We start from the raw sequence: 20,237 nt of genomic DNA, 5'->3' as shown, positions 1-20,237 counted from the left end.
TGAGGTGGCGGCATGCCATTAATCAATCGCGTCAAAGAGTTGCGGGCCCGGCATCAATTGACCCAAGGCGACTTGGCAGCCAAGGTCGGTGTGACGAGACAGACGATCATCTCGCTCGAAAAAGGGAGCTACACCCCGTCGCTTCTGCTGGCGATGCAAATCGCCCGCGTGTTCGAGGAACCGGTCGAATCTATTTTCACAATCGAGGAGGAAACAAATTGAAACACGTCGTCATCCAATCCATCTCCAGCATCATCTTGTATGTCCTGATGGCTTTTCTGTTCAGTTCGTTCTTATCTGACGTGTCGACCGTCATCGAGACCGACCGATTCGAAATTGAGTTTAACTTATTGCCGCTCTTGCTGTTAGTCGGCTTCTTCATCGTTTGGACGGTCTATTCGTTCAAGACGCGCCCGAACCAAAACATGAGCTTCGGCCAATGGTCGGTCCGGATGACGGAATTTAGCGAAGTCGACGAGCGGGAACAAATCATCACGGCAAAAGCGACGAAAGCGGCCTACGTCTCGTTCGGGATCACCGTACCGCTCCTCATGGCATCGTTCATGTTTTATCCGCTGTTCGAGAACGCGCTCCCAGCCTATCCGATTTACGCACTCGCCTCGACACTCATCATCTCGACGCTCGTCTATATGACGACTTGGATCCGCGCCTACACCCAGTAAGGAATTCACCTCGAATTCCTTTTTTTGTGTCGATTTTTCGTCGAGTCGTTCCCTACGATTGCGAATTCGGTCACGTCGTGCTTATATATAACTAAATGGTTATATACTAAATGTGTTGAAGGAGTCTTTCATCGTGAAAACCATCGATTTGACGACCGGTCAGGTTCAACGCGTCATCGTGGCGCTCGCCCTTCCGCTCGTCGGCAGTTCGCTTTTACAGTTCACCTATAGTCTCGTCGATATGTTCTGGGTCGGCGCGCTCGGTAGCGACGCCGTCGCCAGCATCGGCGCGGCCAGTTTTTATATCATGCTCGGTCAGGCGATTCAATCGCTCATCGTCGTCGGCGCCGGCATCAAAGTGTCGCAAGCCGTCGGGCGGCGGGATCAAGAGTTGATTCAGCGCTACGTCCGGGCCGGGAGGCGAATGAACCTCGGGATCGGACTGTTGTTCGTCGTCCTTCTCGCTGTACTCGGCCAGACGCTCATCGGATTTTTGAACATGAATGCACCGATTGTCGAACGATTGGCGTACAACTATTTGCTCGTCAGTGCACCGATGCTCGTGTTCTCGTTCTTCAACTTGCTGTTCGCCCGTCTGTTCAGTGCTTATGGCAATACGACGACGGCAATGCGTATCAACGCGACCGGGGTCACGCTCAATATGATCCTGTCACCGCTCTTCATCTATCCGCTCGGACTCGGCGTCGTCGGTGCCGGTCTCGCGACGCTCGTCGCGAACGTCGTCATGTTCGGTTTCTTCTGGCACCGGGCCCGCGCTTTATTCGATTGGGAGGAGACCGTCGAACCAAATCGCACGGACTATATAGAGATTCTTCGCCTCGGTTTCCCGATGGCGACCCAGCGCGTCTTGTTCACGGTCATCAGCATTTTCCTCGCTCGCATGATCGGCTCATACGGGACCGAAGCGATCGCGGCCCAGCGCATCGGGCTTCAAATCGAGTCGATCGCCTATATGATGATCGGTGGACTGAACGGCGCCATCGCGAGTTACACGGGACAAAATCTCGGCGCCCGCAAAGTCGACCGGGTCCATGAGGGCTACCGGGTGACAACGCGGCTCGGCGTCTTGTATACCGGGCTGATCACCCTCGTGTTTTTATTCGTACCGGACGTCCTGATCGGGCTGTTCGTCGATGATCCGAGAACGATCGAAATCGGCGCGAGTTATTTACGAATCATCGGGATCTCGCTCATCTTCGCCTCCTTCGAGATGATCGGGAACGGTTATTTCTCAGGGCTCGGTCTGCCGAAGATCCCAGCGACAATCTCAATCGTCTTCACCGTCGCCCGCATCCCGCTCGCGCTTGCCCTCGAGCCCTATCTCGGTCTCGATGCCATTTGGTGGAGCATCGCCATCTCAAGCATCGTCAAAGGGCTCGTCTCCGTCCTCTATGTCCGACTAATGAAAAAGGAAGTGACTTCCCTTGCAGAAGCGATTTAATCAACTAAGCAAACAACTGTTGCACGGGCGTTTCGCCATCGAGCGTGAAATGCTCCGCGTGACACCTGAAGGGACGCTCGCCGTAACGAAGCATCCGGCAGGACTCGGTGACAAGGCGACGCACCCGTATATCACGACCGACTTCTCGGAAAGTCAGATTGAACTGATCACCCCGACGTTTCCGACCGTCGAAGCGGCGCACAATTTCTTAGAAACACTGTACGACGTCACGGCACTGAACATCGGCGATGAACGGCTTTGGCCACAGTCGATGCCGTGCGCGCTTCCGGACGGCGGGGTCATCCCGCTCGCGGATTTCGGCAATTCAGGACTCGAGGCCGGCCGCTATCGGGAACACCTGCTCCAAAAATACGGGGCGAAGAAACAGCTCATCTCGGGCATCCATTTCAACTTCTCGTTCGCAGACGAATTGATTGCCGCCCTCTATGAAGGGTCGCCGGAACGCTACGACCGTTTCAAGAACGACCTGTATTTAAAACTCGTCCGCAACTATTTACGGACGCGTTGGCTCGTCGTCTATCTGTTAGGCGGGACACCGGCTGTCCATACGAGCTATGAAGAACGTTGCGTCAGTCAAATGCAGGCACTCAGCGAGGACGTGTATTCGAATACGACGGCGTTGTCGTACCGGAATAGTGACTGCGGCTACACGAATGTCGAGCCGCTCTATCCGGATTATTCAACGCTCTCGGACTACACCGCGAGCGTGCGCCGCTTCATCGCCCAAGGTGACCTCGCCAACCCGAACGAGCTCTACTCTCCGATTCGGCTGAAAACGTCACGGGGCGGCAATGACTTGGAACGACTGGAGACGAACGGCATCGATTACGTCGAGATTCGTAACATCGACCTCAACCCGTTCGAGAAGACCGGCATCGCCCTGTCCGACTTGAAGTTCCTGCACGTCTTCTTGCTCTACTTGACGTTGAAAGACGAGACACGATTTACGGACTGGCAAGCCGAGGCGTTCCACAACCAGCAACGCGTGGCGAAAGAAGGCCTATCCCCAACGCTCTTGCTGTACCGCGATGGCGAGGCGGTGCCGCTTCAGACGTACGCACGCGATTTGCTCGACGAGATTGAAGCGTTCAATGACCGATACGCACTCGGGTTCGATGATGTCTTCGCCTCTGTCCGGGATCGGATCGACCGTGTCGAGGCGACTTACGCGTCGCGGCTCACCACCGCTATGACGACAGATGGCTATACGGACTGGTCGCTCCGTCAAGCCGAAGTGTTCTATCAAGACGCGTACGCTAACCGGTTCCGGATGCACGGCTACACGGATATGGAGCTGTCGACGCAGATTTTGATGAAGGCGGCCTTGAAACGCGGCTATGCCGTCGACGTGATTGACCGGGATGATCAGTTCATCCGAATCCGGAACGGTAACCAGACCGAGTACGTCAAACAAGCGACGAAGACGTCGAAAGATAACTACGTCGCTGTCCTCATGATGGAAAATAAGACGGTAACGAAACACATACTCGCCGAACAGGGCATCCGGGTGCCGAGCGGGGTCGAACTCCGGAGTGAAGTCGATTTACAAGACGCCTGGTCTACGTTCGCGAACCAGCCGATCGTCTTGAAACCGAAATCGACGAACTTTGGCATCGGCATCCACATCTTCAAGGACGGCACGACGTTCGACGAGACGCTCGAGGCGTTCCGTCACGCCCGTACGTTTGACGACGTTGTCCTGCTCGAGACGTTCCTGCCCGGGAAAGAGTATCGTTTCCTCGTCATCGGAGACGAAGTCGCAGGCATTTTACACCGCGTCCCGGCGAACGTGACCGGGGACGGTGTGTCGACGATCCGTGAGCTCGTCGCCAAAAAAAATGAGGATCCTCTCCGGGGCAAAGGTTATAAGACACCGCTCGAAAAAATCGACATCGATGACATCGTCGTGGCTTTCCTCCGTTCTCAAGGCAAGACACCGGACAGTGTCCTCGCCGATGGTGAGCTCGTCTTCCTTCGTGAGAACTCAAACATCAGCACAGGCGGTGACAGCATCGACTATACGGACCGAATCGCCGACTTCTATAAACAGATTGCGGTCGATTCAGCAAAAGCAATCGGCGCGACGATTTGCGGCGTCGACATGATGATTCCCTCACTTGATGGAGATATCGACTATGGCATCATCGAGCTGAACTTCAATCCGGCCATCCATATCCACGCCTTCCCTTACGAAGGCAAGGAACGACCGATTGGCGAGACCGTGCTCGATTTGTTATTTGACGGAAAAGGTTGAACAAATCCCTGAATCGGGAATAGAGACTACATTGATTAGACAGATGTATCTTCTTTCTCGAGAAAGGGGTCTTTCCAATGGAAAAAGTAAAGTCTCAAATCGAAGGCAACACATTAGTTGTCGAACGCAGTTTTAACGCGCCGCGTGCGCTCGTGTTCGAGGCATTCTCAACACCGGCCCACCTCGAATCCTGGTGGGGACCGGCCGGATGGAAGACAGAGATTCGAACGTTCGAGTTCGAACCTGGAGGCACGTGGCATTACAAAATGACATGTGTCGACAAGGATCAAGGCGACTATTACGGTATGGAGTCCTGGGGGAAATCGACGTTTCTCGAGATTGATTCGCATCGAAAAATCGTCTACACGGATGCGTTCTCGGACGCAGACGGGCACGTCAATCCAGAACTTCCCGTCATGACAATTACCAATGAGTTCATCGATATCCCAAACGGCACGCTGTTCATCAGCCGCTCCGAATTCACGGACGCCGAGTCGCTCCAGCAAGTCGTCGAGATGGGGGCCGTCGAAGGCTTTTCTTCGCAGCTCGAACGGCTCGACGCCATCATCTCTCGATAACAAGAAGCACCGCGCCTCATCCGAGGAGCGGTGCTTGTTTCATTAAAATAAGAAGTAGCTGACAATCAAAATCAACGTGAAAATGAACACCATCCCGATGGCGAGCGCAACGAGGCTCATCTTCGCCGATTTGAACTGCTGAGAGTTGATCGTATGCACCTTTTTCAAATACGACCGGGTCCCGACGAGGATCGTCGCGATCCCGAAGATGATCGACAAGATGCCGATGGCCGTAATCAATTGGTGCTCGGCCCCGCTCAAATTCTCACTTCGATAGTAGTGGAAATTCGTCACGAGAAAGCCGATTCCGATGACGGTGATCGCCGTCCGAATCCAGGCGAGAAACGTCCGCTCGTTGGCGAGATGTTGCTGGATGTACTGCGAATCGACCGTCTTCTCTAAATCAAGTTTCATAACTCTCCCTCTTTCTAGCTGTCATCGTCGATCAACCGTTTTTTAAGCATAACGCGATCGGCTTCAGACTAATGCCAAGTGTCTCTCCAATCTCGATATTGCCGCAACCGAGCATCGTCAAACGTATCACTTCCGGTTCGCTTTCTTCTTCCATCATATCCCCGCGGGTAAATGATGCCAACTATTGTGAATACACAAACCGGACGTGATGCATCCACGTCCGGCCGAATTCATTATTTTTTTGTTTGTTCAGACAATACGTCGACCGTCGCTTGCATATACTTGAGCCCGTGCTGGACCGATGGCTCTTTCAACCAACGAAGGAGCGAGAACAACGTGATGTTGCGGTCGTCGCTTTCGGCCCGTGTTCGGATTTCTGTGAGCATCGCGCGCGTGACGTCGGCTTTCTCTTTTACCGGTGCGACATATTCATCGACCCGTTGACCAATCAATTCTCGTGTCTGCTCGTCCGCGTAGACGTCTTGTGCGAAAGCGAGCACCTGTTCAAGCTGATTCGTCACCTGAAGCAACATCGGCAACTTCTCGGCGAGCTTGACCGCAGCCTCGAGCGTCTCGACCTGTAAATTCGACGAGTCAAGGAGCGTGTCGAGTTTGTCTTTCACGTGCTGGTCGTTCATCGTCGCCATCCCGAAATCGACGGCGTCTTCGAGGCGGCGCAGCGACTTTTCAATCTCGGGCAACCGTTCGACGAGGGAGACGAGCGCTTGCTCGACGTCCGGCCGCGTCAAAACAGATTCTAATGTCTGATCTTTTGTTGTGGTATGTTCCATCGTCTTCTCTCCCTTTTTTCACATCGTCCCTTTCAACATCCCGTTCCAATACATGACCGGAAGAAAGTCTTTTTTCAAGATGTACATGCTGTGCCGTTCTTTCGCCTGATTGAACGGCATCGATTCTTGTTGTACTTTTTCATAATCGAATTCGGCCAAGATGAGCTTGTTGTAACCTGTGACGATTGGACAAGACGAGTAACCATCATACGACGCGACCGGGACTTGACCATACATGAGATCGCTCACATTTTTAGCGACGACGGGCGCTTGTTTCCGAATCGCAGCCCCTGTCTTCGACGTTGGTAAATTCGTGCAGTCGCCGAGTCCGAAGACGTTTTTATATTGTTTATGTTGAAGCGTGTACATATCGACATCGACCCATCCACCCGCGTCTGCAAGCTTGCTCTCTCGAATGAATGCCGGTGCTTGCATCGGTGGCGTGACATGAATCATGTCATAGCGCACTTCGAACGTTTCACCACTATCCAAATTCTCGAAGACGGCCAGTTTGTCATCCGCTTGAATCTCGATCAGATTGACGCGGAAATGTGTATCAATCCGTTTTCGTTCGAGTACTTTTTCGAGCGCCTCCCGATACTTAACAACGTCAAAGATGGCCGGGTTGGCCGACCCGAAGACGATTTTACTGTGATCACGGACACCTGTTTTCACAAAATAGTCTTCTGCCAAGTACATGATTTTTTGTGGGGCTCCGCCACACTTCACGGGTGATGCCGGGTGCGTGAACAACGCGGTACCGCCCTCAAAACCCCTAAGGGTATCCCACGTGTAGTCGACGTGTTTATACGAGTAGTTGCTGCATACTTGTTTCGTGCCGAGCGCTGCTTCTAACCCTTTGATTCGACCCCAATCGATCTCAATCCCCGACGCGACGACCAAGTAATCGTAGTGAATCGTCCCATTGACGGCGGTTTCGACCTGATTGGTTTCTGGGTCGAAGCTGACCACCTTGTCCTGAAGCCACTTCGCACCTTTTGGGATAAGTGTCGCCATGTCCCGCTCCGACTCTTCTTTTTCTACTGCGCCTGCTCCGACGAGCGTCCAAAGCGGCTGATAGTAGTGTTTCGTTTCAGGATCAATCAACAAAACTTCATCGACTAAATGATGTTTTTCGCGAAGCAGGCGAGCGGCGACGCTGATCCCTCCGGTACCGGCTCCGACGATGACGACTCGATAATGTGTACGCATCATGCAGTTCCCCTTTCATTTCTATAAATGATAACCAGTGAATTCCCCCACATCTTCACCCGAATTGAAAGCGCATACATTTAATAAGATAAATCTTTCCACGGACGATATGGATTAACCCTATTATACCATAGGGGGTATAATAGGGTTAATGATTCTCACTCTGCCTCTCTATTTTTTATCTGTACTCGAAAAATCGTTCCTCGATGGGAGGTTGTTATTGTTGATGGAAAGTACCTCGAACAATCTGTCGAGCCGCGCCGTGTCAACCTCTAAAAAGCCGTCACCGATACTGATCTCGGTCGAACAATATCCGTCATGAGGCACGACATAACCAGTGATGCCGATGCCTGTCTCCGTCTGGACACGTTCGATCCAACTTGAAACAGCTTCCGTACTGCCGTTCATATGAAGATGGAACATATTCGTCACTGGCACGTCCGGTGTCGTCCACACCCCGTCAAGCGCATTGAACCGGTGCGCGAGAGCTTTGGCTTGTTCGACATACGTCCCCATCTTGTCTTTCCGTAGCTCATAGTAATAGTCGGCCGGGATGATGTATGGATATAGTCCGATCAAATCACCGCCGTAACGCCGCTTCCATATTCTCGCCTCGGCACAGAACGGTTTAGGTCCGGCCAAGATGGCCCCGGCGATTCCGCCGATGCCTTTGTAGAACGAGATGTAGACGCTATCGAACAGCGCGCATACGTCCTCCGCCGTCTTCCCATAATACGGGAGCGTCTCGAGAAGGCGTGCTCCGTCGAGATGCAGACGAATCCCCCGCTCCCGGCAATACTGACTGATTGTCTCAAGCTCTTTAAACGGGGGCAAATAGCCCCCGAGTTCCCGTTGCGGCAACTCGATCAACAGGCAAGCGACGTCCGGTAACGACCTCACTTCGTCGAGCGTCATCAACCGGTCGTCGTCCCCAATTAAAATCGGTTCGAGGTGATGCAACTCCTTCAACCCGTCCTGTTCGTGAATCTCCAAGTGACAGAGCGGATGATAGGCGACGTTTCGATTTTCGGTCTCGTCCGCCCAAATCCGTAAGGCGATTTGTTGTGCCATCGTGCCGCTCGGGAAGAAAATCGCATCCTCCATGCCCAGTTCTTGCGCCATTTTTTGCTCGAAGCGCGCGATGACCTCGCCCGTCCCGTAGTGGTCGCTCGCCTGATTCGGGTCGACCTCGGCGAACGCCTGCTGCAACACGCCGACGGTCCGTTTCCCGTGACCGCTCAGTTGATACGACGTCTGTTGATATGATGTCCGTAAATCCATGTCATTCCCTCCACAAGAAGCCCCCTGTCTACAGACAGGAGGCTCCCAAGTTAGTCGCGCATGCGGACGATTAATTTGCCGCGCACTTTGCGTGTTTGTAGCTGTTCCAAACCATCTTTTAACCGTTCGAACGGCAAGACGTCCGTGACGAGGTCGTTCAATTCACCCGCCTCGAGCAGCTTCATCATCTCTTCGGCCATATACGACAAGTTACGGATGGCCCGCTCGTTCTCACTCGCATGGGCCGCACCAAGGGCGACTTCATGAATCGACGGTGACAGCGTGAACCCTTTCATGTTCGACATGTCAGGTGGACCGGCGATATAAGCGAGCTGTCCACTGAATGCGAGCCGGTCGAGATCGGCCGTCGCCACATCGCGTCCGACCGTGTTCAAAATCAGGTCGACACCGCGACCGTCTGTCAGTTCCATGATTTTCTCCGTCACGTCCTCGACGTTGTAGTCGATGGCGACATCGGCACCGAGTGATGTGACCCAGTCAAAGTTTTCCGGCGATGCGGTCGTGAACACTTTAAGCCCAAGTTTTTTGGCGAGTTGAATCGCGTAACCACCGACTCCTCCCGCTCCGGCGTGGACGAGAATCGTCTCTTTGTCGCGCGTGTTCAACTTCTGCATGATAGCCTCATACGCTGTCATGCCGGCACAGAGGATGGCCGCAGCGGCCTCGTCGCTCACTTCCGGCGGAACGACGGCGCAAGCACGCGCATCGACGACCGCATACTCGGCGAAGCCGCCGTTGTTTCCAAGACTCGTATGGACGGCGACACGTGAACCGGTAATGATATTGGCGATGCTCGAACCGACTTCGACGACTTCCCCGACGAGGTCGACGCCGAGAATGTGTGGGTACGACCAGTTCGGGTTGCCGTTCGTGCCGACTTTATAGTCGACCGGGTTCAACGCGACCGCTTCGACTTTGATGAGCAGTTCGCCCGCATCTGGTGTCGGCCGCTCCACCTCACCGATGTGTAGATGTTCTAATCCAGGTTGATCAAGTAGCCAAGCCTTCATGCTCAATACGCTCCTTCCGAATACGTCAGTTCATAGGAATGCGAGTAGATTTCGACGAGGTTGCCGAACGGGTCTTCACAATACACCATCCGGTACGGTTTATCGCCCGGGTAATATTCCCGGATTGGCATCCGTTGTTTTCCGCCATGGGCGACGATTTTCTCAACGAGCCCTTCGATGTCCGGGTCTTGAACACAATAGTGGAAAATACCCGTCTTCCAAAACTCGAAATTATTCTCCGGCTTCTCATTGTTTGGGAACTCGAACAGCTCGATGCCAATCTTATCACCCGTCGACATGTGGGCGATTCTGAAGCTGCCCCAGCCCGGTCCGAATACGTCCGTGCACATGACACCGATCGGCGAGTCGTCCTCGACGACGTCCGATGGTTGCATGATGGTGTACCAGCCCATCACGTCCTCATAAAATTTCACTGCTTCGGTCACACTCGGGACCGATAGCCCGATATGTGAGAATGTACGTGGATATGTCACTGTCATCCGCTCCTTTTTGTTTGCTCAATTTGATGGATAACGATACGATACCTTCATCGAAGCAATAAAAAAAGTACGCACATTCAAGTAACTACCCGAAAGCGAGGCGAATTGAACATGACGACCCCGTTCCCCGTCAATAAGGCGCTCGACATCATCGGCGGTAAATGGCGGCCTCAAGTGTACTGTACGCTCGAGAACGGCCCGCGCCGCTTCTCGGAGATTCAGCGCGCCATCCCTGACGTCAGCCGTAAAGTGTTGACCGACCAACTCCGTGAACTCGAACAACTTGGCATGGTCCGCCGCATCGACTATTCGACCGAGAAACAGCTTCACGTCGAATACTCGCTCACCGAGGACGCACTCAGCCTGCAACCAGCCATGAAGGCGCTCTGCTCTTGGGGCGAGACACACGACGAATAAACCCGCGCCGAATCCGGCGCGGGTTTTGTCATGCCGCGAATAGGCTGATCAGGTTTCCGTCCGGGTCGATGACGATGGCGTAACGTTGTCCCCAAAACGCATCCCACGGTTCGCGGTGCGAGGCATGGCCTTGCCCGACGATCGCTTCATAGCGCGCATCCAGTTCATCCCGACTGTCGCACAAGAAGGCGAGTTCGACCCGGTGCCCCGTCGCCGGTTTCCATTCCCCATACACCGATTCCGCCACTTCGACCGTATCGAAGGCGAGCCGGACACCGCCATCATCGATTTCGACGTGCGCTTCCCCATCCATCGCTTCCGGGATCGACAGGCCGAGCAAACGGTAAAAATCGAGCGCCCGTTTCATGTCTTCGACGACGATGCCAATCATATCTAGCTTGATTCCCATGTGATCACCTCATTTTCCAAGTTGGTGGTGCTATGATGAGTGTAGCACTACATCCTGCTCGTGAAACGAGGAAATTCAAATGACCCATCAATTCGCTGTCCTGACCCAGCCACAGGCGGAAACGATCGCCTACACGTGGCATTACGAAGGCGATTATGCGTTTTATGATATGGAGGCCGACCAGGACGATTTGGCCGAATTTTTAGACGTCGAACAGCGCGAACAGTCGGTGTTCGCCATCACCTCAGACGAGGAATTGGTCGGCTTCGTGAGCGTCGCGCAAGCGGATGCCGAGACGGTCGATATCGGGCTCGGCATGAAGCCCGATTTGACCGGGAACGGGAGCGGACGAGCGTTCGTCACATCGATTCTCGACTTCGTCAAAGCGACGTACTCACCTCATCGCATCACCTTGTCCGTCGCCGCCTTCAACGTGCGGGCAATCCGTGTCTATGAGTCGTGCGGGTTCACGCAGACCGGTTCGTTTCCACAACCGACGAACGGGAGCACGTTCACTTTCATCCAAATGGAACGTCAAGAAAGTCCTCAGAACCAACCGTTCTGAGGACTTTTCCTATGTGAGCTGTTTCTTTTGGATGTATGACAAGCCGAGCGCCGCAATCAAAATCACCCCTTTGACGATGTCTTGGGCGTAATACGGCACGTCCCACATCGTCAGCCCGTTCAGCAAAATCCCAATCAAGATGGCACCAATCAACGTACCGACGACGTTCGGTCGCCCGGTCCCGAAGACGGCGTAGCCGATATATGCGGCCGCGACGGCGTCCATGAGGAGCGGTGCTCCGGCCGATACTTGTCCGGTACCGATGCGCGACGCCAAAATGATGCCGCCGATGGCCGCGAACAGACCGCTCAACACGTACGCGTACAGTTTGATCCGTGTGACGGCGATGCCGGAGCGGCGGGCCGCCTCGACGTTCGAGCCGACGTAATAAAATTCGCGTCCCGTCTTCGAATACGTCAAAAATAGATGGGCTCCGGCGAAGAAGAGAATCATCAAGATGGCGACGAATGGAACGGGACCAATCGAGCCTTGGCCGATGAAGAGGAACGACGGGATGAATCGTCCCGGTGCCGTCCCTCCTTCAATCGGCATGTTGTCGTAGATTGAAAAACCTTTCGTATACGTCAATTGGACCCCGTTGATGACGTACATGATGGCGAGCGTCGCGAGCAAATCCGGTAACCGGAACTTGATTGTCACGAGCGCGTTCAACAGCCCGACGAGCACGCCGAGGGCAATCGGGACGAGCAAAGCGACGAGCAGTTCTTGACTATGTAACACGAGACTCGACGCCGCCCCGATTGTCGCGAGGCTCGCCGTCGAGCCGACCGATAAGTCGAATCCGCCGACGATGAGCGAGAACGTCACCCCGAGGGCGAGAAGCGAGACGATTGACACGGACTTGATGATGTCGCTGAAGTTCGCGTACGTCAAAAATTGGTCGTTCGTCACGCCGAAGACGGCGATGAGTGCGAGAATCGCGAACAACGTCCCGTATTGACCGATGCCACTGAAGCGTTTCGTGCGTTGTTTGATGACGAGTTGGGCCATGTTAAACCCCTCCTTTCTGTTGCCAACGGCCGCGGTCGAGCCAAAGCGTCCGGTTGGCGACCAATTCTAATTCATGCGGTTCGCTCGAGGTGAAGATGACAGTCTTTCCACTTTTCGCGAGGCGGGTGACGAGTTCATAAATATCCCGTTTCGCCGTCACGTCGACGCCTTTCGTCGGTTCGTCGAGCAAATAGACGTCCCGGTCCTCGAGGAGCCATTTGCTGAGGACGACTTTTTGTTGATTCCCCCCGCTCAGCTCTCGGACCGGTTGCCCGACCTGGTCGTATCTCACTCGCAGCGAGGCCAAGACGCGTGTGACCGCGTTCGCCTTCCCTTCAATCGCGAGGACGTTTCGTTCAATCGAATCGTCGAGGAAAAGCCCCTGTTTCCGGCGTTCTTCCGGTACGAGGGCGAACCCGGACCGGACCGCCTGACGTGGTTCACGAATCTTGATTGGTTTCCCCTCCAACGTCACTTGTTGTTCGACACCGGAGAGACCGAATAGCGCCTCGATCAACTCCGTCTTCCCGCTCCCGGTGACGCCGCCGATGCCGACGACTTCACCTTTATACGCCGTGAACGACAACCTCGTCCCAAACGTCGGTAACGTGAGCTCTGCCTGAATCCGCATCTCGGTTTCCGGAACGGCTTTCGCTACCGCTTCTGCCATGTCGGATCCGCTCAAATACGTATGGATCTCCTGTTCTGACAATGCCTGAAATGGCCCTTCGTAAGCGATGCGCCCGTCCCGGAGGAACGTCGTCGTCGTGGTGACGCGCGACAGTTCGTCCGACCGGTGCGTGATGAGAAGAATGCCGACACCGTCCTCTGCGAGCGACTGCAGTAATTTGAGCAGTGACGTCGCATCATCTGTCGACAGTGCGGCCGTCGGTTCGTCGAGCAAGAGGTAGGCCGCATCACTCGCGAGCGCCCGGGCAATCAAGACACGTTGCTTGACGCTGAGCGGGAATCGTCCGACCGGTTCGGTCACATCAAGATCCAGTCCGACGCGCTCCAAGTAGGTGGCCGCTCGCTGTTTTAGCTCACGAGGACGAATCCGTTCGACCGCCTGCCACGGCACGACGTTTTCATAAATCGGTAAATCGAGATAGAGGGCGTCATCGACTTCTTGCGACACCGTGATGATCCCACGGCGTATCGCCTCGGCCGGTGTGAATGTGACCGGTGTCTCATCGAGCTCGATCGTCCCGGATGTGGGGGTGATGGCGCCACTCAACAGCTTCACGAGCGTGCTCTTTCCGGCCCCGTTCAATCCAAGCAAGCCATGAATCTCGCCACGTCGGAGCGTGAAGTTGACATCGTCGAGCACGGTGACGTCGCCATAACGTTTCGTGACGCGTTCCAACCGTAACATCAGTCCGTCCCTTTCATCCAGTCCGACCAGGCCGCGTCTGACGCGCCCCAGTTCGGGACGTATTGGCCGAGGTCGTCCATCGTCACTTTTTCGTCCGGCAAGACGTCACGGTCGACGAGATACGGATCGACCGAATGAATCGACGGCGTCTCTTCACCCGCCAGTTTTTGATACGCGTAACGGACTTGGATTCGTCCGATTTCAGCCGGATCCGTCGCCGCCGTCACTTTCCACGGGCTGCCGTCCTCTTGCATGAGTTGAAGGTCTTCGTCACTCAAATCGATGCCATAGACGGCGATCTCATCGCGTCCGGCCTGTTTGATGGCACGGCTCGCTCCTTTGGCGAACTCGTCCCACATCGCGAATACGGCATCAATCTCGCCTTCCGGATACTTCTTCAAAATCGCTTCCATCTGGCTCTGTGTGTCGAGCGCCGTATTGTTCGTCGCCGAACCGAACTTGGCGACTTCCGTGATGCCTGGGTAGCGTTTCAAGAACGCATCATAAATCGTGTGGCGTCGTTCCATCGGTGTGAAGCCCCCGACCCAAATCGTGACGATTTTGCCTTCGCCGTCCAAATCTTCGGCCAGTGCCTTGAGCGAACGCCAAGCGAGCGAATAGTCGTCCTGGTCGATGACCGTCACCCCGTCGTTCGTCAAATCATTGTCGAACGCGACGACTTTGATGCCTTTGTCGAGTGCGCGTTGGACCGGTTCTTTCAATGCATCGGCGCGTCCATGGTCAATCAAGATGACATCGACGCCTTGCGTCGTCGCCGTGTCGACGTAACTCGCCATCTTCGACAGATCGTTGTCGGCGTTGTACACTTTCACGTTGCCGCCGAACGATTCGACTTGTTCCGTCACCCCATTGATATACTGCGACGAGAACGTCCCAATCGACATCTGCATGATGAGGGCGACGTCGATATCTTTCGGCAACGTCCCGTTCGAGACCGAGACGGGTTTCGTCTCTGCCGTCTTCTCGGCCGGCTTCGATGGAGCCGCTTGCTCGTTCGTGCAACCGACGAGCGCCAAGACGAATGTGAATAATAAAATCAATAGTTTTTTAGACATGAATCGTTCCCCCTACATGATGTGTGATGGCGGTTTCTGTCGGTTCGAATACACCCGCCTCGGTGATGAGTCCGGTGATGAGGTCCGGTGTGGTGACGTCGAACGCCGGATTGAAGACGGTGATGCCGACTGGCGCCGTCGGTTGACCGCCGATATGTGTCACTTCTGACTGGTTCCGCTCCTCGATTTCAATCGTGTCATCCGCCGTCAAATCGAACGTCGAATGCGGCGCCGCGACATAGAACGGGATGCCGTAATGCTTGGCGAGGACGGCGAGCTGCAACGTCCCGATTTTATTGGCGACGTGCCCCGTCCGTGTGATGCGGTCGGCTCCGACGATGATGGCATCGACTCGTTTCGACTGAATCGTCCAAGCCGCCATATTGTCGGTGATGAGCGTCACGTCGATATCGGCCCGGTCGAGCTCCCAGACGGTGAGGCGTGCCCCTTGCAGGAGCGGCCGCGTCTCACAGGCGAAGACGTTGAAGGATACACCGCGTTCTTTTCCAACGTAAAACGGGGCGAGCGCCGTCCCGTAACGCGATGTCGCGATGGCACCGGCGTTGCAAATCGTCAACACGTTCCCCCCGGCCGGCAACACCGTCAGTGCATGCTCGCCGATGGCCCGATACGTATCGACGTCCCGGTCGTACAAAGCGATGGCGCGGCGTTTGATTTCCTCGGCAATCGCCTCGAAGTCGTCCCCGACATTTAAATCAAGGAGCGATTCGATCACGTTTTGCAGATTGACCGCCGTCGGCCGGGTCGCGATCAAGCGGCGTCCGACGAGGTCGAGCCGACGCGTAAAGTCCGGATCGTCGACTAACCGGCCCGCCTCTTTGGCGAGGACGAACGCCCCGAAGTATGCGATGGCCGGGGCGCCGCGGACTTGGAGCGTCTCGATGGCATGTTCGGCCTGTTCAAGCGTCTCGATCGTCACGTAACGCTCTTCGTGCGGCAACAACGTCTGATCCAATACGATGAGTTCGTTCGTCTGCGGATGGAAACGGATGTTTTGGACCGTCATACGCGCACCCCCGACAAAAGCGTCACCAAGTCGTCAATCGATTCGACGCTGTGGCGTTCTTTAATGAGCGCCGTCCCGAGAGCGAGCGCGTCACGTTTTCGTTCGAGCCGCGTCGCTTCCGGCAACGTCTCGAGATCGGCGACACCGGCCAGTCCGACGGCACGGCGAATGAGCTCGCAACCGGCGTAGCCGATCGTGTCGCTGAAAATCGTCCGCAACAACTCGTCGACAAAACCAATCGTGTTGAACGGCTCGACGGCGCGCTCAAAGTTGGCCCGAAACGTCTTCTCAAACGTCTCCCACACCGTCAAGACGTCCGTGAAACGCTCGAAGCGCTTGAGTGGGTCATGGAACGTCGACAGCGTCAAATGGGCGATGATTTGGCCGAGGTCGAAACCGAACGGTCCGTAAAACGCGAACTCTGGATCGATGATTTTCGTCTCTTGTTGAGTCGCGAAGATGCTGCCCGTATGTAAGTCTCCATGCAGGAGTGCCTCATGTTTCGTGACAAAGCCGACTTTCAGTTTCGTCACCTCGACTTTGAGCGCTTGGTCTTGCCAAAGGCGTTCGACATCTTCTCGCAGCGCCGTCTCGATGTTGTTCGACTCCGCGTCTTTGAACGGGTCGGTGAAGATGAGTTTCTCGGTGATGTCACACAGTTCCGGGTTGTAATAGTCACGTTCAATCCGCTTCTTCGCGATCGGTCCGGCCGCATAATCCGACGTCGCGAACAGCGTCTCGCCTAAAAATTCCCCAACATGGCGGGCGAGTTCCGGATAGCTCTCCCCGTTCAAATAACCGGTGCGGACAATCTCATAATCAGACAGATCTTCTATAATCGTGTAGGCGAGTGTCCGATCGCTGCCGAGGACGGCCGGGACGAACCGCGGCGCGACCGTCGCAAACTCACGGAGTGCCAACTGTTCAATCCACGCCCGTTCGAGCGTGAGCGGCCAACTTTCGCCGACGACTTTCGCGTATGGGAGCGCCTGTTTGACGATGAGACTCGTTTCGCCTTGTCGGATGCGGAAAACGAGGTTCAAATTGCCGTCCCCGATCTCCTCGCAATGCGTGATGCCTCCGTCTTCGATTAACCCCAACGTTTTCACATGTTCGACGACGGTCTGTTCTGTAAATGGTTGATATGACATAATGTTTTCCCCTTCCTGTACGTTGCCCACAAAAAAAGCCCCTTTCTCCGCGAGAAAGAGGCACAGCCAAACTGGTTGTTCCTCTCATCTGTCAGACATTCGTCTGGTGGATGTAGCACCGTGCCTAGTGGTCGGTTGCTGCGGCGTCATCGGGCCAATTCCCTCTGCCAACTCGCGATAAGAGTGGTTTATTCGATTCGGTGAACTTATGTGCTGAATATTACGGACTCGACGTCACAATTGTCAACGTCATTTTCTCGGTGCACCTTCGTCTTTTTTTGTGCATATATGGAAACAACTTTCCAAAATATTTTTTTTGGAAAAAAAGGAATTGACGATGTGACGATTCTGTGCAAAAATTCAATTAAATTTCACAACTTCAAATCACATTCTTATCAAGAGCAGACGGAGGGACAAGCCCGATGATGTCGCAGCAACCGACCAGAAATGGCACGGTGCTAATTCTTGCAGCGTAAGCTGAGAGATAAGAGTTCATTTTTTTATGATGACCTCTTGCCTCGGCATGGGGTCATTTTTGTTTGCCTGGAAGGAGGAACCATATGAGTATCACTGCCACATATGAAATCAAACGGACGGACGCGGTCGCGACCGTCGCCAACAAGATCGCCCTCGAGCTGACCGTCGGCACATGGACGGACTTGCCTCACTTAGAGCAAGAGCAGTTACAGGCGTTCCGAGGTGAGGTCGTATCAACCACACATACGGACACGACGAGCCGCTTCACGATCCGCTATCCGTTACATAATGTCAGCCCTGACTTTTCATCCATCTTGACGACGACGTTCGGGAAACTGTCCCTCGATGATTCGGTCCGATTAATCGATTTGACGTTGCCGGAGACGCTCGCCTCTGATTTCAAAGGCGCCAAGTTCGGTGTCGACGGGATTCGTGAGTTGCTCGGCGTTCAGGATCGCCCGCTCGTCATGAGCATCTTCAAAGGCGTCATCGGCCGTGACCTCGCGTTTCTCGAGCAGCAACTCCGCGATCAGTTCGCCGGTGGCATCGATATCGTCAAAGACGACGAGATTTTATACGACAACCCGCTCACCCCGTCGCTCGAACGGGCCCGGATCGGAGCGGACGTCATTCAAGCCCACTTCGAGGCGACCGGGAAACGTGTCCTGTACGCCATCACGCTGAGCGGCCCCGTGTTCGGTCTGCGTGACCAGGCGCTCCGTCTCATCGAGGCCGGTGCGACGGCGCTCCTGTTCAACGTCTATACGTACGGGCTCGACGCACTGCGCGAACTCGCGAACGATCCGGATATCCACGTCCCGATCTTGGCACATCCGGCCTTTGCCGGCGCCTTGACCGGATCAATCAGTCATTCGCTTTTGCTCGGTAAACTCCCTCGCCTCGCCGGGGCCGATTTGACGCTCTTCCCGTCACCGTACGGCTCACTTGCGACACCGCGCGACGAGGCGTTCGTGATTCGTGACCAGAGTGCCGAACCACATTGGTCGAAGCCGATTTTGCCGGTCCCGTCCGCGGGGATTCATCCGGGACTCGTCGCCGATATCATTCGGGACTTCGGGACGGATGTCGTCATCAACGCCGGCGGTGGCATTCACGGTCATCCGGACGGTGCAGCCGCCGGGGCTCGTGCGTTCCGACAAGCCATCGCTCACGTACTCGGTCAAACCGAAGGGCAGACGGACGAGCTCGATACCGCGTTGAAGGCGTGGGCGTCACGATGACGGCCCATATCCTCTGCGACTTTGACGGGACGATTACGGCGGAAGACAATATCATCGCGTTGATGAAGGCGTTCGCCCCGCCGGCTTGGGTCGAGTTGAAAGACGCGGTCCTCGAGCAACGGATTTCCATCCGATCCGGGGTCGGTCAAATGTTTCGACTGTTGCCGAGCGAAGCCGCCCCGGCTTACCGTGATTATTTGTTGGAGCGCATCACGCTCCGCCAAGGGTTCCCGGCATTTTTAGAAGAAGTTCGGGTCCATGGCTGGAAGTTTGACGTCGTCAGCGGCGGGATGGACTTCTTCGTGCAACCGGTCTTGGACGGGCATGTCGCCCCCGAGCATATCTTCTGCAACGTCGCCGACTTCTCCGCTGAGACGGTCACCGTCGCTTGGCCGCACGCTTGCGATGAACAATGTACGAACGATTGCGGCTGTTGCAAGCCGACGCTCGCTCGCCGCCTTGTCAATCCCGCCGATCGCTTGATTGTCATCGGCGACTCGGTGACCGACTTCGAGGTCGCGAAGCGTGCCGACTTCGTCTACGCCCGAGGTCAACTCATCACGCTCTGCGAAGACGCAGGCATCCGTTACGCCCCGTTCGAGACGTTTGACGACATCACCCATCACTTGAAGGAGGTTGCCGTATGAGCCTTGCCGCACGTTGGCTCGAACTGGCCGACATTAAAGACGAACTCGCCGCCCGCGACTGGTTCCCCGGAACGAGTGGGAATTTGGCGATTCGCGTTTCCGATGACCCGCTCGAATTTCTCGTCACGGCGAGCGGACGCGATAAACGAAAACGAACACCGGACGACTTTGTTCACGTCGATGCGGCCGGACGCTTGATTGGCAAACAGAACGGTCGTCCATCCGCCGAGACGCTGCTTCACGTCGAAGTGTTCAATCGGACGGACGCGACGTGTTCGCTCCACGTCCATACGGTCGACAATAATGTCATCTCCGAGCTCCATGCCGCCACCGGCGAAGTCATCTTCACCGGCCAAGAAATCATCAAGGCGCTCGGCTTCTGGGACGAGGATGCGGTCGTCCGCGTACCGATTATCGAGAACCATGCGGACATCCCGACGCTCGCAGCCGCCTTCGCCTCTCATATCCGGGCAAACGCCGGCGCCGTCCTCATCCGCAATCACGGCATCACCGTCTGGGGCGAGACCCCGGCCGCGGCCAAACGTTATTTAGAGGCTTACGAGTTCTTGTTCAGCTATACGTTAAAACTACGCGCCCTAGGCGTCCATTCATAA

General features: G+C 55.2%; 23 protein-coding genes and 2 riboswitches. Of the genes, 10 read left to right on the top strand and 13 right to left on the bottom strand.

Annotated elements, in window-relative coordinates; genetic code table 11:
- Positions 1-12: 12 nt before the first annotated feature.
- From KNP60_RS01005 to KNP60_RS00985, 5 genes are all read left to right on the top strand, one after another.
- Positions 13-222 carry a helix-turn-helix transcriptional regulator gene (locus tag KNP60_RS01005; RefSeq protein ID WP_021066034.1) on the top strand — a complete coding sequence of 70 codons (210 nt, stop codon included), beginning with the start codon at positions 13-15 and terminating at the stop codon, positions 220-222.
- Positions 219-683 (top strand): hypothetical protein, encoded by a 465-nt coding sequence (locus tag KNP60_RS01000; protein ID WP_214796611.1) that lies wholly within the window; start codon positions 219-221, stop codon positions 681-683. Before KNP60_RS01005 ends, KNP60_RS01000 begins: the two co-directional genes overlap by 4 nt.
- Before the next feature lie 112 nt (positions 684-795).
- Positions 796-2,145, top strand: a complete 1,350-nt coding sequence (locus tag KNP60_RS00995) for an MATE family efflux transporter (RefSeq protein ID WP_353048625.1) — start codon at positions 796-798, stop codon at positions 2,143-2,145.
- Positions 2,129-4,420 carry a bifunctional glutamate--cysteine ligase GshA/glutathione synthetase GshB gene (gene gshAB, locus KNP60_RS00990; protein ID WP_214796609.1) on the top strand — a complete coding sequence of 764 codons (2,292 nt, stop codon included), beginning with the start codon at positions 2,129-2,131 and terminating at the stop codon, positions 4,418-4,420. The genes KNP60_RS00995 and gshAB overlap by 17 nt, the downstream gene beginning before the upstream one ends.
- A gap of 77 nt (positions 4,421-4,497) precedes the next feature.
- Positions 4,498-4,998 carry an SRPBCC family protein gene (locus tag KNP60_RS00985; protein WP_214796607.1) on the top strand — a complete coding sequence of 167 codons (501 nt, stop codon included), beginning with the start codon at positions 4,498-4,500 and terminating at the stop codon, positions 4,996-4,998.
- Positions 4,999-5,040: 42 nt separating this feature from the next.
- Here KNP60_RS00985 and KNP60_RS00980 read toward each other — a convergent pair whose 3' ends face one another.
- From KNP60_RS00980 to KNP60_RS00955, 7 genes are all read right to left on the bottom strand, one after another.
- Positions 5,041-5,412: a YidH family protein gene (locus KNP60_RS00980; RefSeq protein ID WP_021066029.1), complete on the bottom strand. Its 372-nt coding sequence runs from the start codon at positions 5,410-5,412 to the stop codon at positions 5,041-5,043.
- A gap of 31 nt (positions 5,413-5,443) precedes the next feature.
- Positions 5,444-5,566 carry a helix-turn-helix domain-containing protein gene (locus KNP60_RS15555; RefSeq protein WP_285800867.1) on the bottom strand — a complete coding sequence of 41 codons (123 nt, stop codon included), beginning with the start codon at positions 5,564-5,566 and terminating at the stop codon, positions 5,444-5,446.
- 79 nt (positions 5,567-5,645) lie between these two features.
- On the bottom strand, positions 5,646-6,203 hold the full coding sequence (locus KNP60_RS00975) for a hypothetical protein (protein WP_214796605.1): 558 nt from the start codon (positions 6,201-6,203) through the stop codon (positions 5,646-5,648).
- An 18-nt stretch (positions 6,204-6,221) separates the two neighbouring features.
- On the bottom strand, positions 6,222-7,418 hold the full coding sequence (locus KNP60_RS00970) for an NAD(P)/FAD-dependent oxidoreductase (protein ID WP_483299259.1): 1,197 nt from the start codon (positions 7,416-7,418) through the stop codon (positions 6,222-6,224).
- A 168-nt stretch (positions 7,419-7,586) separates the two neighbouring features.
- The gene (locus KNP60_RS00965) at positions 7,587-8,696 is read right to left on the bottom strand and encodes a threonine aldolase family protein (protein WP_214796600.1); all 1,110 of its coding nucleotides are present in this window, start codon (positions 8,694-8,696) and stop codon (positions 7,587-7,589) included.
- A 50-nt stretch (positions 8,697-8,746) separates the two neighbouring features.
- Positions 8,747-9,727, bottom strand: a complete 981-nt coding sequence (locus KNP60_RS00960; RefSeq protein WP_214764414.1) for a zinc-binding dehydrogenase — start codon at positions 9,725-9,727, stop codon at positions 8,747-8,749.
- A gap of 2 nt (positions 9,728-9,729) precedes the next feature.
- Complete coding sequence (locus KNP60_RS00955; protein ID WP_021066026.1) at positions 9,730-10,221, bottom strand: lactoylglutathione lyase family protein; 492 nt, start codon at positions 10,219-10,221, stop codon at positions 9,730-9,732.
- Positions 10,222-10,338: 117 nt separating this feature from the next.
- Between KNP60_RS00955 and KNP60_RS00950 the strand changes: the two genes are divergently transcribed.
- On the top strand, positions 10,339-10,644 hold the full coding sequence (locus KNP60_RS00950) for a winged helix-turn-helix transcriptional regulator (protein ID WP_138858700.1): 306 nt from the start codon (positions 10,339-10,341) through the stop codon (positions 10,642-10,644).
- 28 nt (positions 10,645-10,672) lie between these two features.
- On the opposite strand, the gene KNP60_RS00945 is transcribed toward KNP60_RS00950, so the two are convergent.
- Positions 10,673-11,053, bottom strand: coding sequence for a VOC family protein (locus tag KNP60_RS00945; RefSeq protein ID WP_034779425.1), 381 nt, complete (start codon positions 11,051-11,053; stop codon positions 10,673-10,675).
- 79 nt (positions 11,054-11,132) lie between these two features.
- Between KNP60_RS00945 and KNP60_RS00940 the strand changes: the two genes are divergently transcribed.
- Complete coding sequence (locus KNP60_RS00940) at positions 11,133-11,618, top strand: GNAT family N-acetyltransferase (RefSeq protein ID WP_214796598.1); 486 nt, start codon at positions 11,133-11,135, stop codon at positions 11,616-11,618.
- Between the two features lie 9 nt (positions 11,619-11,627).
- On the opposite strand, the gene KNP60_RS00935 is transcribed toward KNP60_RS00940, so the two are convergent.
- The 5 genes from KNP60_RS00935 to mtnK are packed head-to-tail and all read right to left on the bottom strand — an operon-like array spanning position 11,628 to position 17,258.
- The gene (locus KNP60_RS00935; RefSeq protein WP_052090187.1) at positions 11,628-12,629 is read right to left on the bottom strand and encodes an ABC transporter permease; all 1,002 of its coding nucleotides are present in this window, start codon (positions 12,627-12,629) and stop codon (positions 11,628-11,630) included.
- A gap of 1 nt (position 12,630) precedes the next feature.
- The gene (locus KNP60_RS00930) at positions 12,631-14,004 is read right to left on the bottom strand and encodes a sugar ABC transporter ATP-binding protein (RefSeq protein WP_214796596.1); all 1,374 of its coding nucleotides are present in this window, start codon (positions 14,002-14,004) and stop codon (positions 12,631-12,633) included.
- Positions 14,004-15,080 (bottom strand): sugar ABC transporter substrate-binding protein, encoded by a 1,077-nt coding sequence (locus KNP60_RS00925; RefSeq protein ID WP_034779430.1) that lies wholly within the window; start codon positions 15,078-15,080, stop codon positions 14,004-14,006. The genes KNP60_RS00930 and KNP60_RS00925 overlap by 1 nt, the downstream gene beginning before the upstream one ends.
- On the bottom strand, positions 15,073-16,107 hold the full coding sequence (mtnA, locus tag KNP60_RS00920; RefSeq protein WP_214796594.1) for an S-methyl-5-thioribose-1-phosphate isomerase: 1,035 nt from the start codon (positions 16,105-16,107) through the stop codon (positions 15,073-15,075). Before mtnA ends, KNP60_RS00925 begins: the two co-directional genes overlap by 8 nt.
- On the bottom strand, positions 16,104-17,258 hold the full coding sequence (gene mtnK / locus KNP60_RS00915) for an S-methyl-5-thioribose kinase (RefSeq protein ID WP_214796591.1): 1,155 nt from the start codon (positions 17,256-17,258) through the stop codon (positions 16,104-16,106). Before mtnK ends, mtnA begins: the two co-directional genes overlap by 4 nt.
- An 81-nt stretch (positions 17,259-17,339) precedes the next feature.
- Positions 17,340-17,442: riboswitch (SAM riboswitch) on the bottom strand.
- 205 nt (positions 17,443-17,647) lie between these two features.
- Positions 17,648-17,749: riboswitch (SAM riboswitch) on the top strand.
- Positions 17,750-17,818: 69 nt separating this feature from the next.
- Here mtnK and KNP60_RS00910 point away from each other — a divergent pair.
- From KNP60_RS00910 to KNP60_RS00900, 3 genes are read left to right on the top strand one after another with little or no spacing between them, the layout of a single operon-like run.
- On the top strand, positions 17,819-18,976 hold the full coding sequence (locus tag KNP60_RS00910; RefSeq protein WP_214796589.1) for a 2,3-diketo-5-methylthiopentyl-1-phosphate enolase: 1,158 nt from the start codon (positions 17,819-17,821) through the stop codon (positions 18,974-18,976).
- Positions 18,973-19,623 (top strand): 2-hydroxy-3-keto-5-methylthiopentenyl-1-phosphate phosphatase, encoded by a 651-nt coding sequence (locus tag KNP60_RS00905; protein WP_214796587.1) that lies wholly within the window; start codon positions 18,973-18,975, stop codon positions 19,621-19,623. The genes KNP60_RS00910 and KNP60_RS00905 overlap by 4 nt, the downstream gene beginning before the upstream one ends.
- Entirely contained in the window at positions 19,620-20,237 is a 618-nt protein-coding gene (locus KNP60_RS00900; RefSeq protein ID WP_214796586.1) for a methylthioribulose 1-phosphate dehydratase, read from the top strand. Before KNP60_RS00905 ends, KNP60_RS00900 begins: the two co-directional genes overlap by 4 nt.

The sequence above is a fragment of the Exiguobacterium sp. s5 genome, from assembly GCF_018618075.1.
GTDB classification, from domain to species: Bacteria; Bacillota; Bacilli; order Exiguobacteriales; family Exiguobacteriaceae; genus Exiguobacterium; species Exiguobacterium mexicanum_A.
The sequence above is the reverse complement of the archived record's forward strand: the minus strand, read 5'-3'. Positions and strand labels throughout refer to the sequence as shown.

Bases quoted from the DNA above. Each gene is read 5' to 3' on its own strand.
- KNP60_RS01005 (WP_021066034.1), top strand. From the start codon at position 13: ATGCCATTAATCAATCGCGTCAAAGAGTTGCGGGCCCGGCATCAATTG.
- KNP60_RS00985 (WP_214796607.1), top strand. From the start codon at position 4,498: ATGGAAAAAGTAAAGTCTCAAATCGAAGGCAACACATTAGTTGTCGAA.
- KNP60_RS00980 (WP_021066029.1), bottom strand. From the start codon at position 5,412: ATGAAACTTGATTTAGAGAAGACGGTCGATTCGCAGTACATCCAGCAA.
- KNP60_RS15555 (WP_285800867.1), bottom strand. From the start codon at position 5,566: ATGGAAGAAGAAAGCGAACCGGAAGTGATACGTTTGACGATGCTCGGT.
- KNP60_RS00975 (WP_214796605.1), bottom strand. From the start codon at position 6,203: ATGGAACATACCACAACAAAAGATCAGACATTAGAATCTGTTTTGACG.
- KNP60_RS00970 (WP_483299259.1), bottom strand. From the start codon at position 7,418: ATGATGCGTACACATTATCGAGTCGTCATCGTCGGAGCCGGTACCGGA.
- KNP60_RS00965 (WP_214796600.1), bottom strand. From the start codon at position 8,696: ATGGATTTACGGACATCATATCAACAGACGTCGTATCAACTGAGCGGT.
- KNP60_RS00960 (WP_214764414.1), bottom strand. From the start codon at position 9,727: ATGAAGGCTTGGCTACTTGATCAACCTGGATTAGAACATCTACACATC.
- KNP60_RS00950 (WP_138858700.1), top strand. From the start codon at position 10,339: ATGACGACCCCGTTCCCCGTCAATAAGGCGCTCGACATCATCGGCGGT.
- KNP60_RS00945 (WP_034779425.1), bottom strand. From the start codon at position 11,053: ATGGGAATCAAGCTAGATATGATTGGCATCGTCGTCGAAGACATGAAA.
- KNP60_RS00940 (WP_214796598.1), top strand. From the start codon at position 11,133: ATGACCCATCAATTCGCTGTCCTGACCCAGCCACAGGCGGAAACGATC.
- KNP60_RS00935 (WP_052090187.1), bottom strand. From the start codon at position 12,629: ATGGCCCAACTCGTCATCAAACAACGCACGAAACGCTTCAGTGGCATC.
- KNP60_RS00930 (WP_214796596.1), bottom strand. From the start codon at position 14,004: ATGTTACGGTTGGAACGCGTCACGAAACGTTATGGCGACGTCACCGTG.
- KNP60_RS00925 (WP_034779430.1), bottom strand. From the start codon at position 15,080: ATGTCTAAAAAACTATTGATTTTATTATTCACATTCGTCTTGGCGCTC.
- mtnA (WP_214796594.1), bottom strand. From the start codon at position 16,107: ATGACGGTCCAAAACATCCGTTTCCATCCGCAGACGAACGAACTCATC.
- mtnK (WP_214796591.1), bottom strand. From the start codon at position 17,258: ATGTCATATCAACCATTTACAGAACAGACCGTCGTCGAACATGTGAAA.
- KNP60_RS00910 (WP_214796589.1), top strand. From the start codon at position 17,819: ATGAGTATCACTGCCACATATGAAATCAAACGGACGGACGCGGTCGCG.
- KNP60_RS00905 (WP_214796587.1), top strand. From the start codon at position 18,973: ATGACGGCCCATATCCTCTGCGACTTTGACGGGACGATTACGGCGGAA.
- KNP60_RS00900 (WP_214796586.1), top strand. From the start codon at position 19,620: ATGAGCCTTGCCGCACGTTGGCTCGAACTGGCCGACATTAAAGACGAA.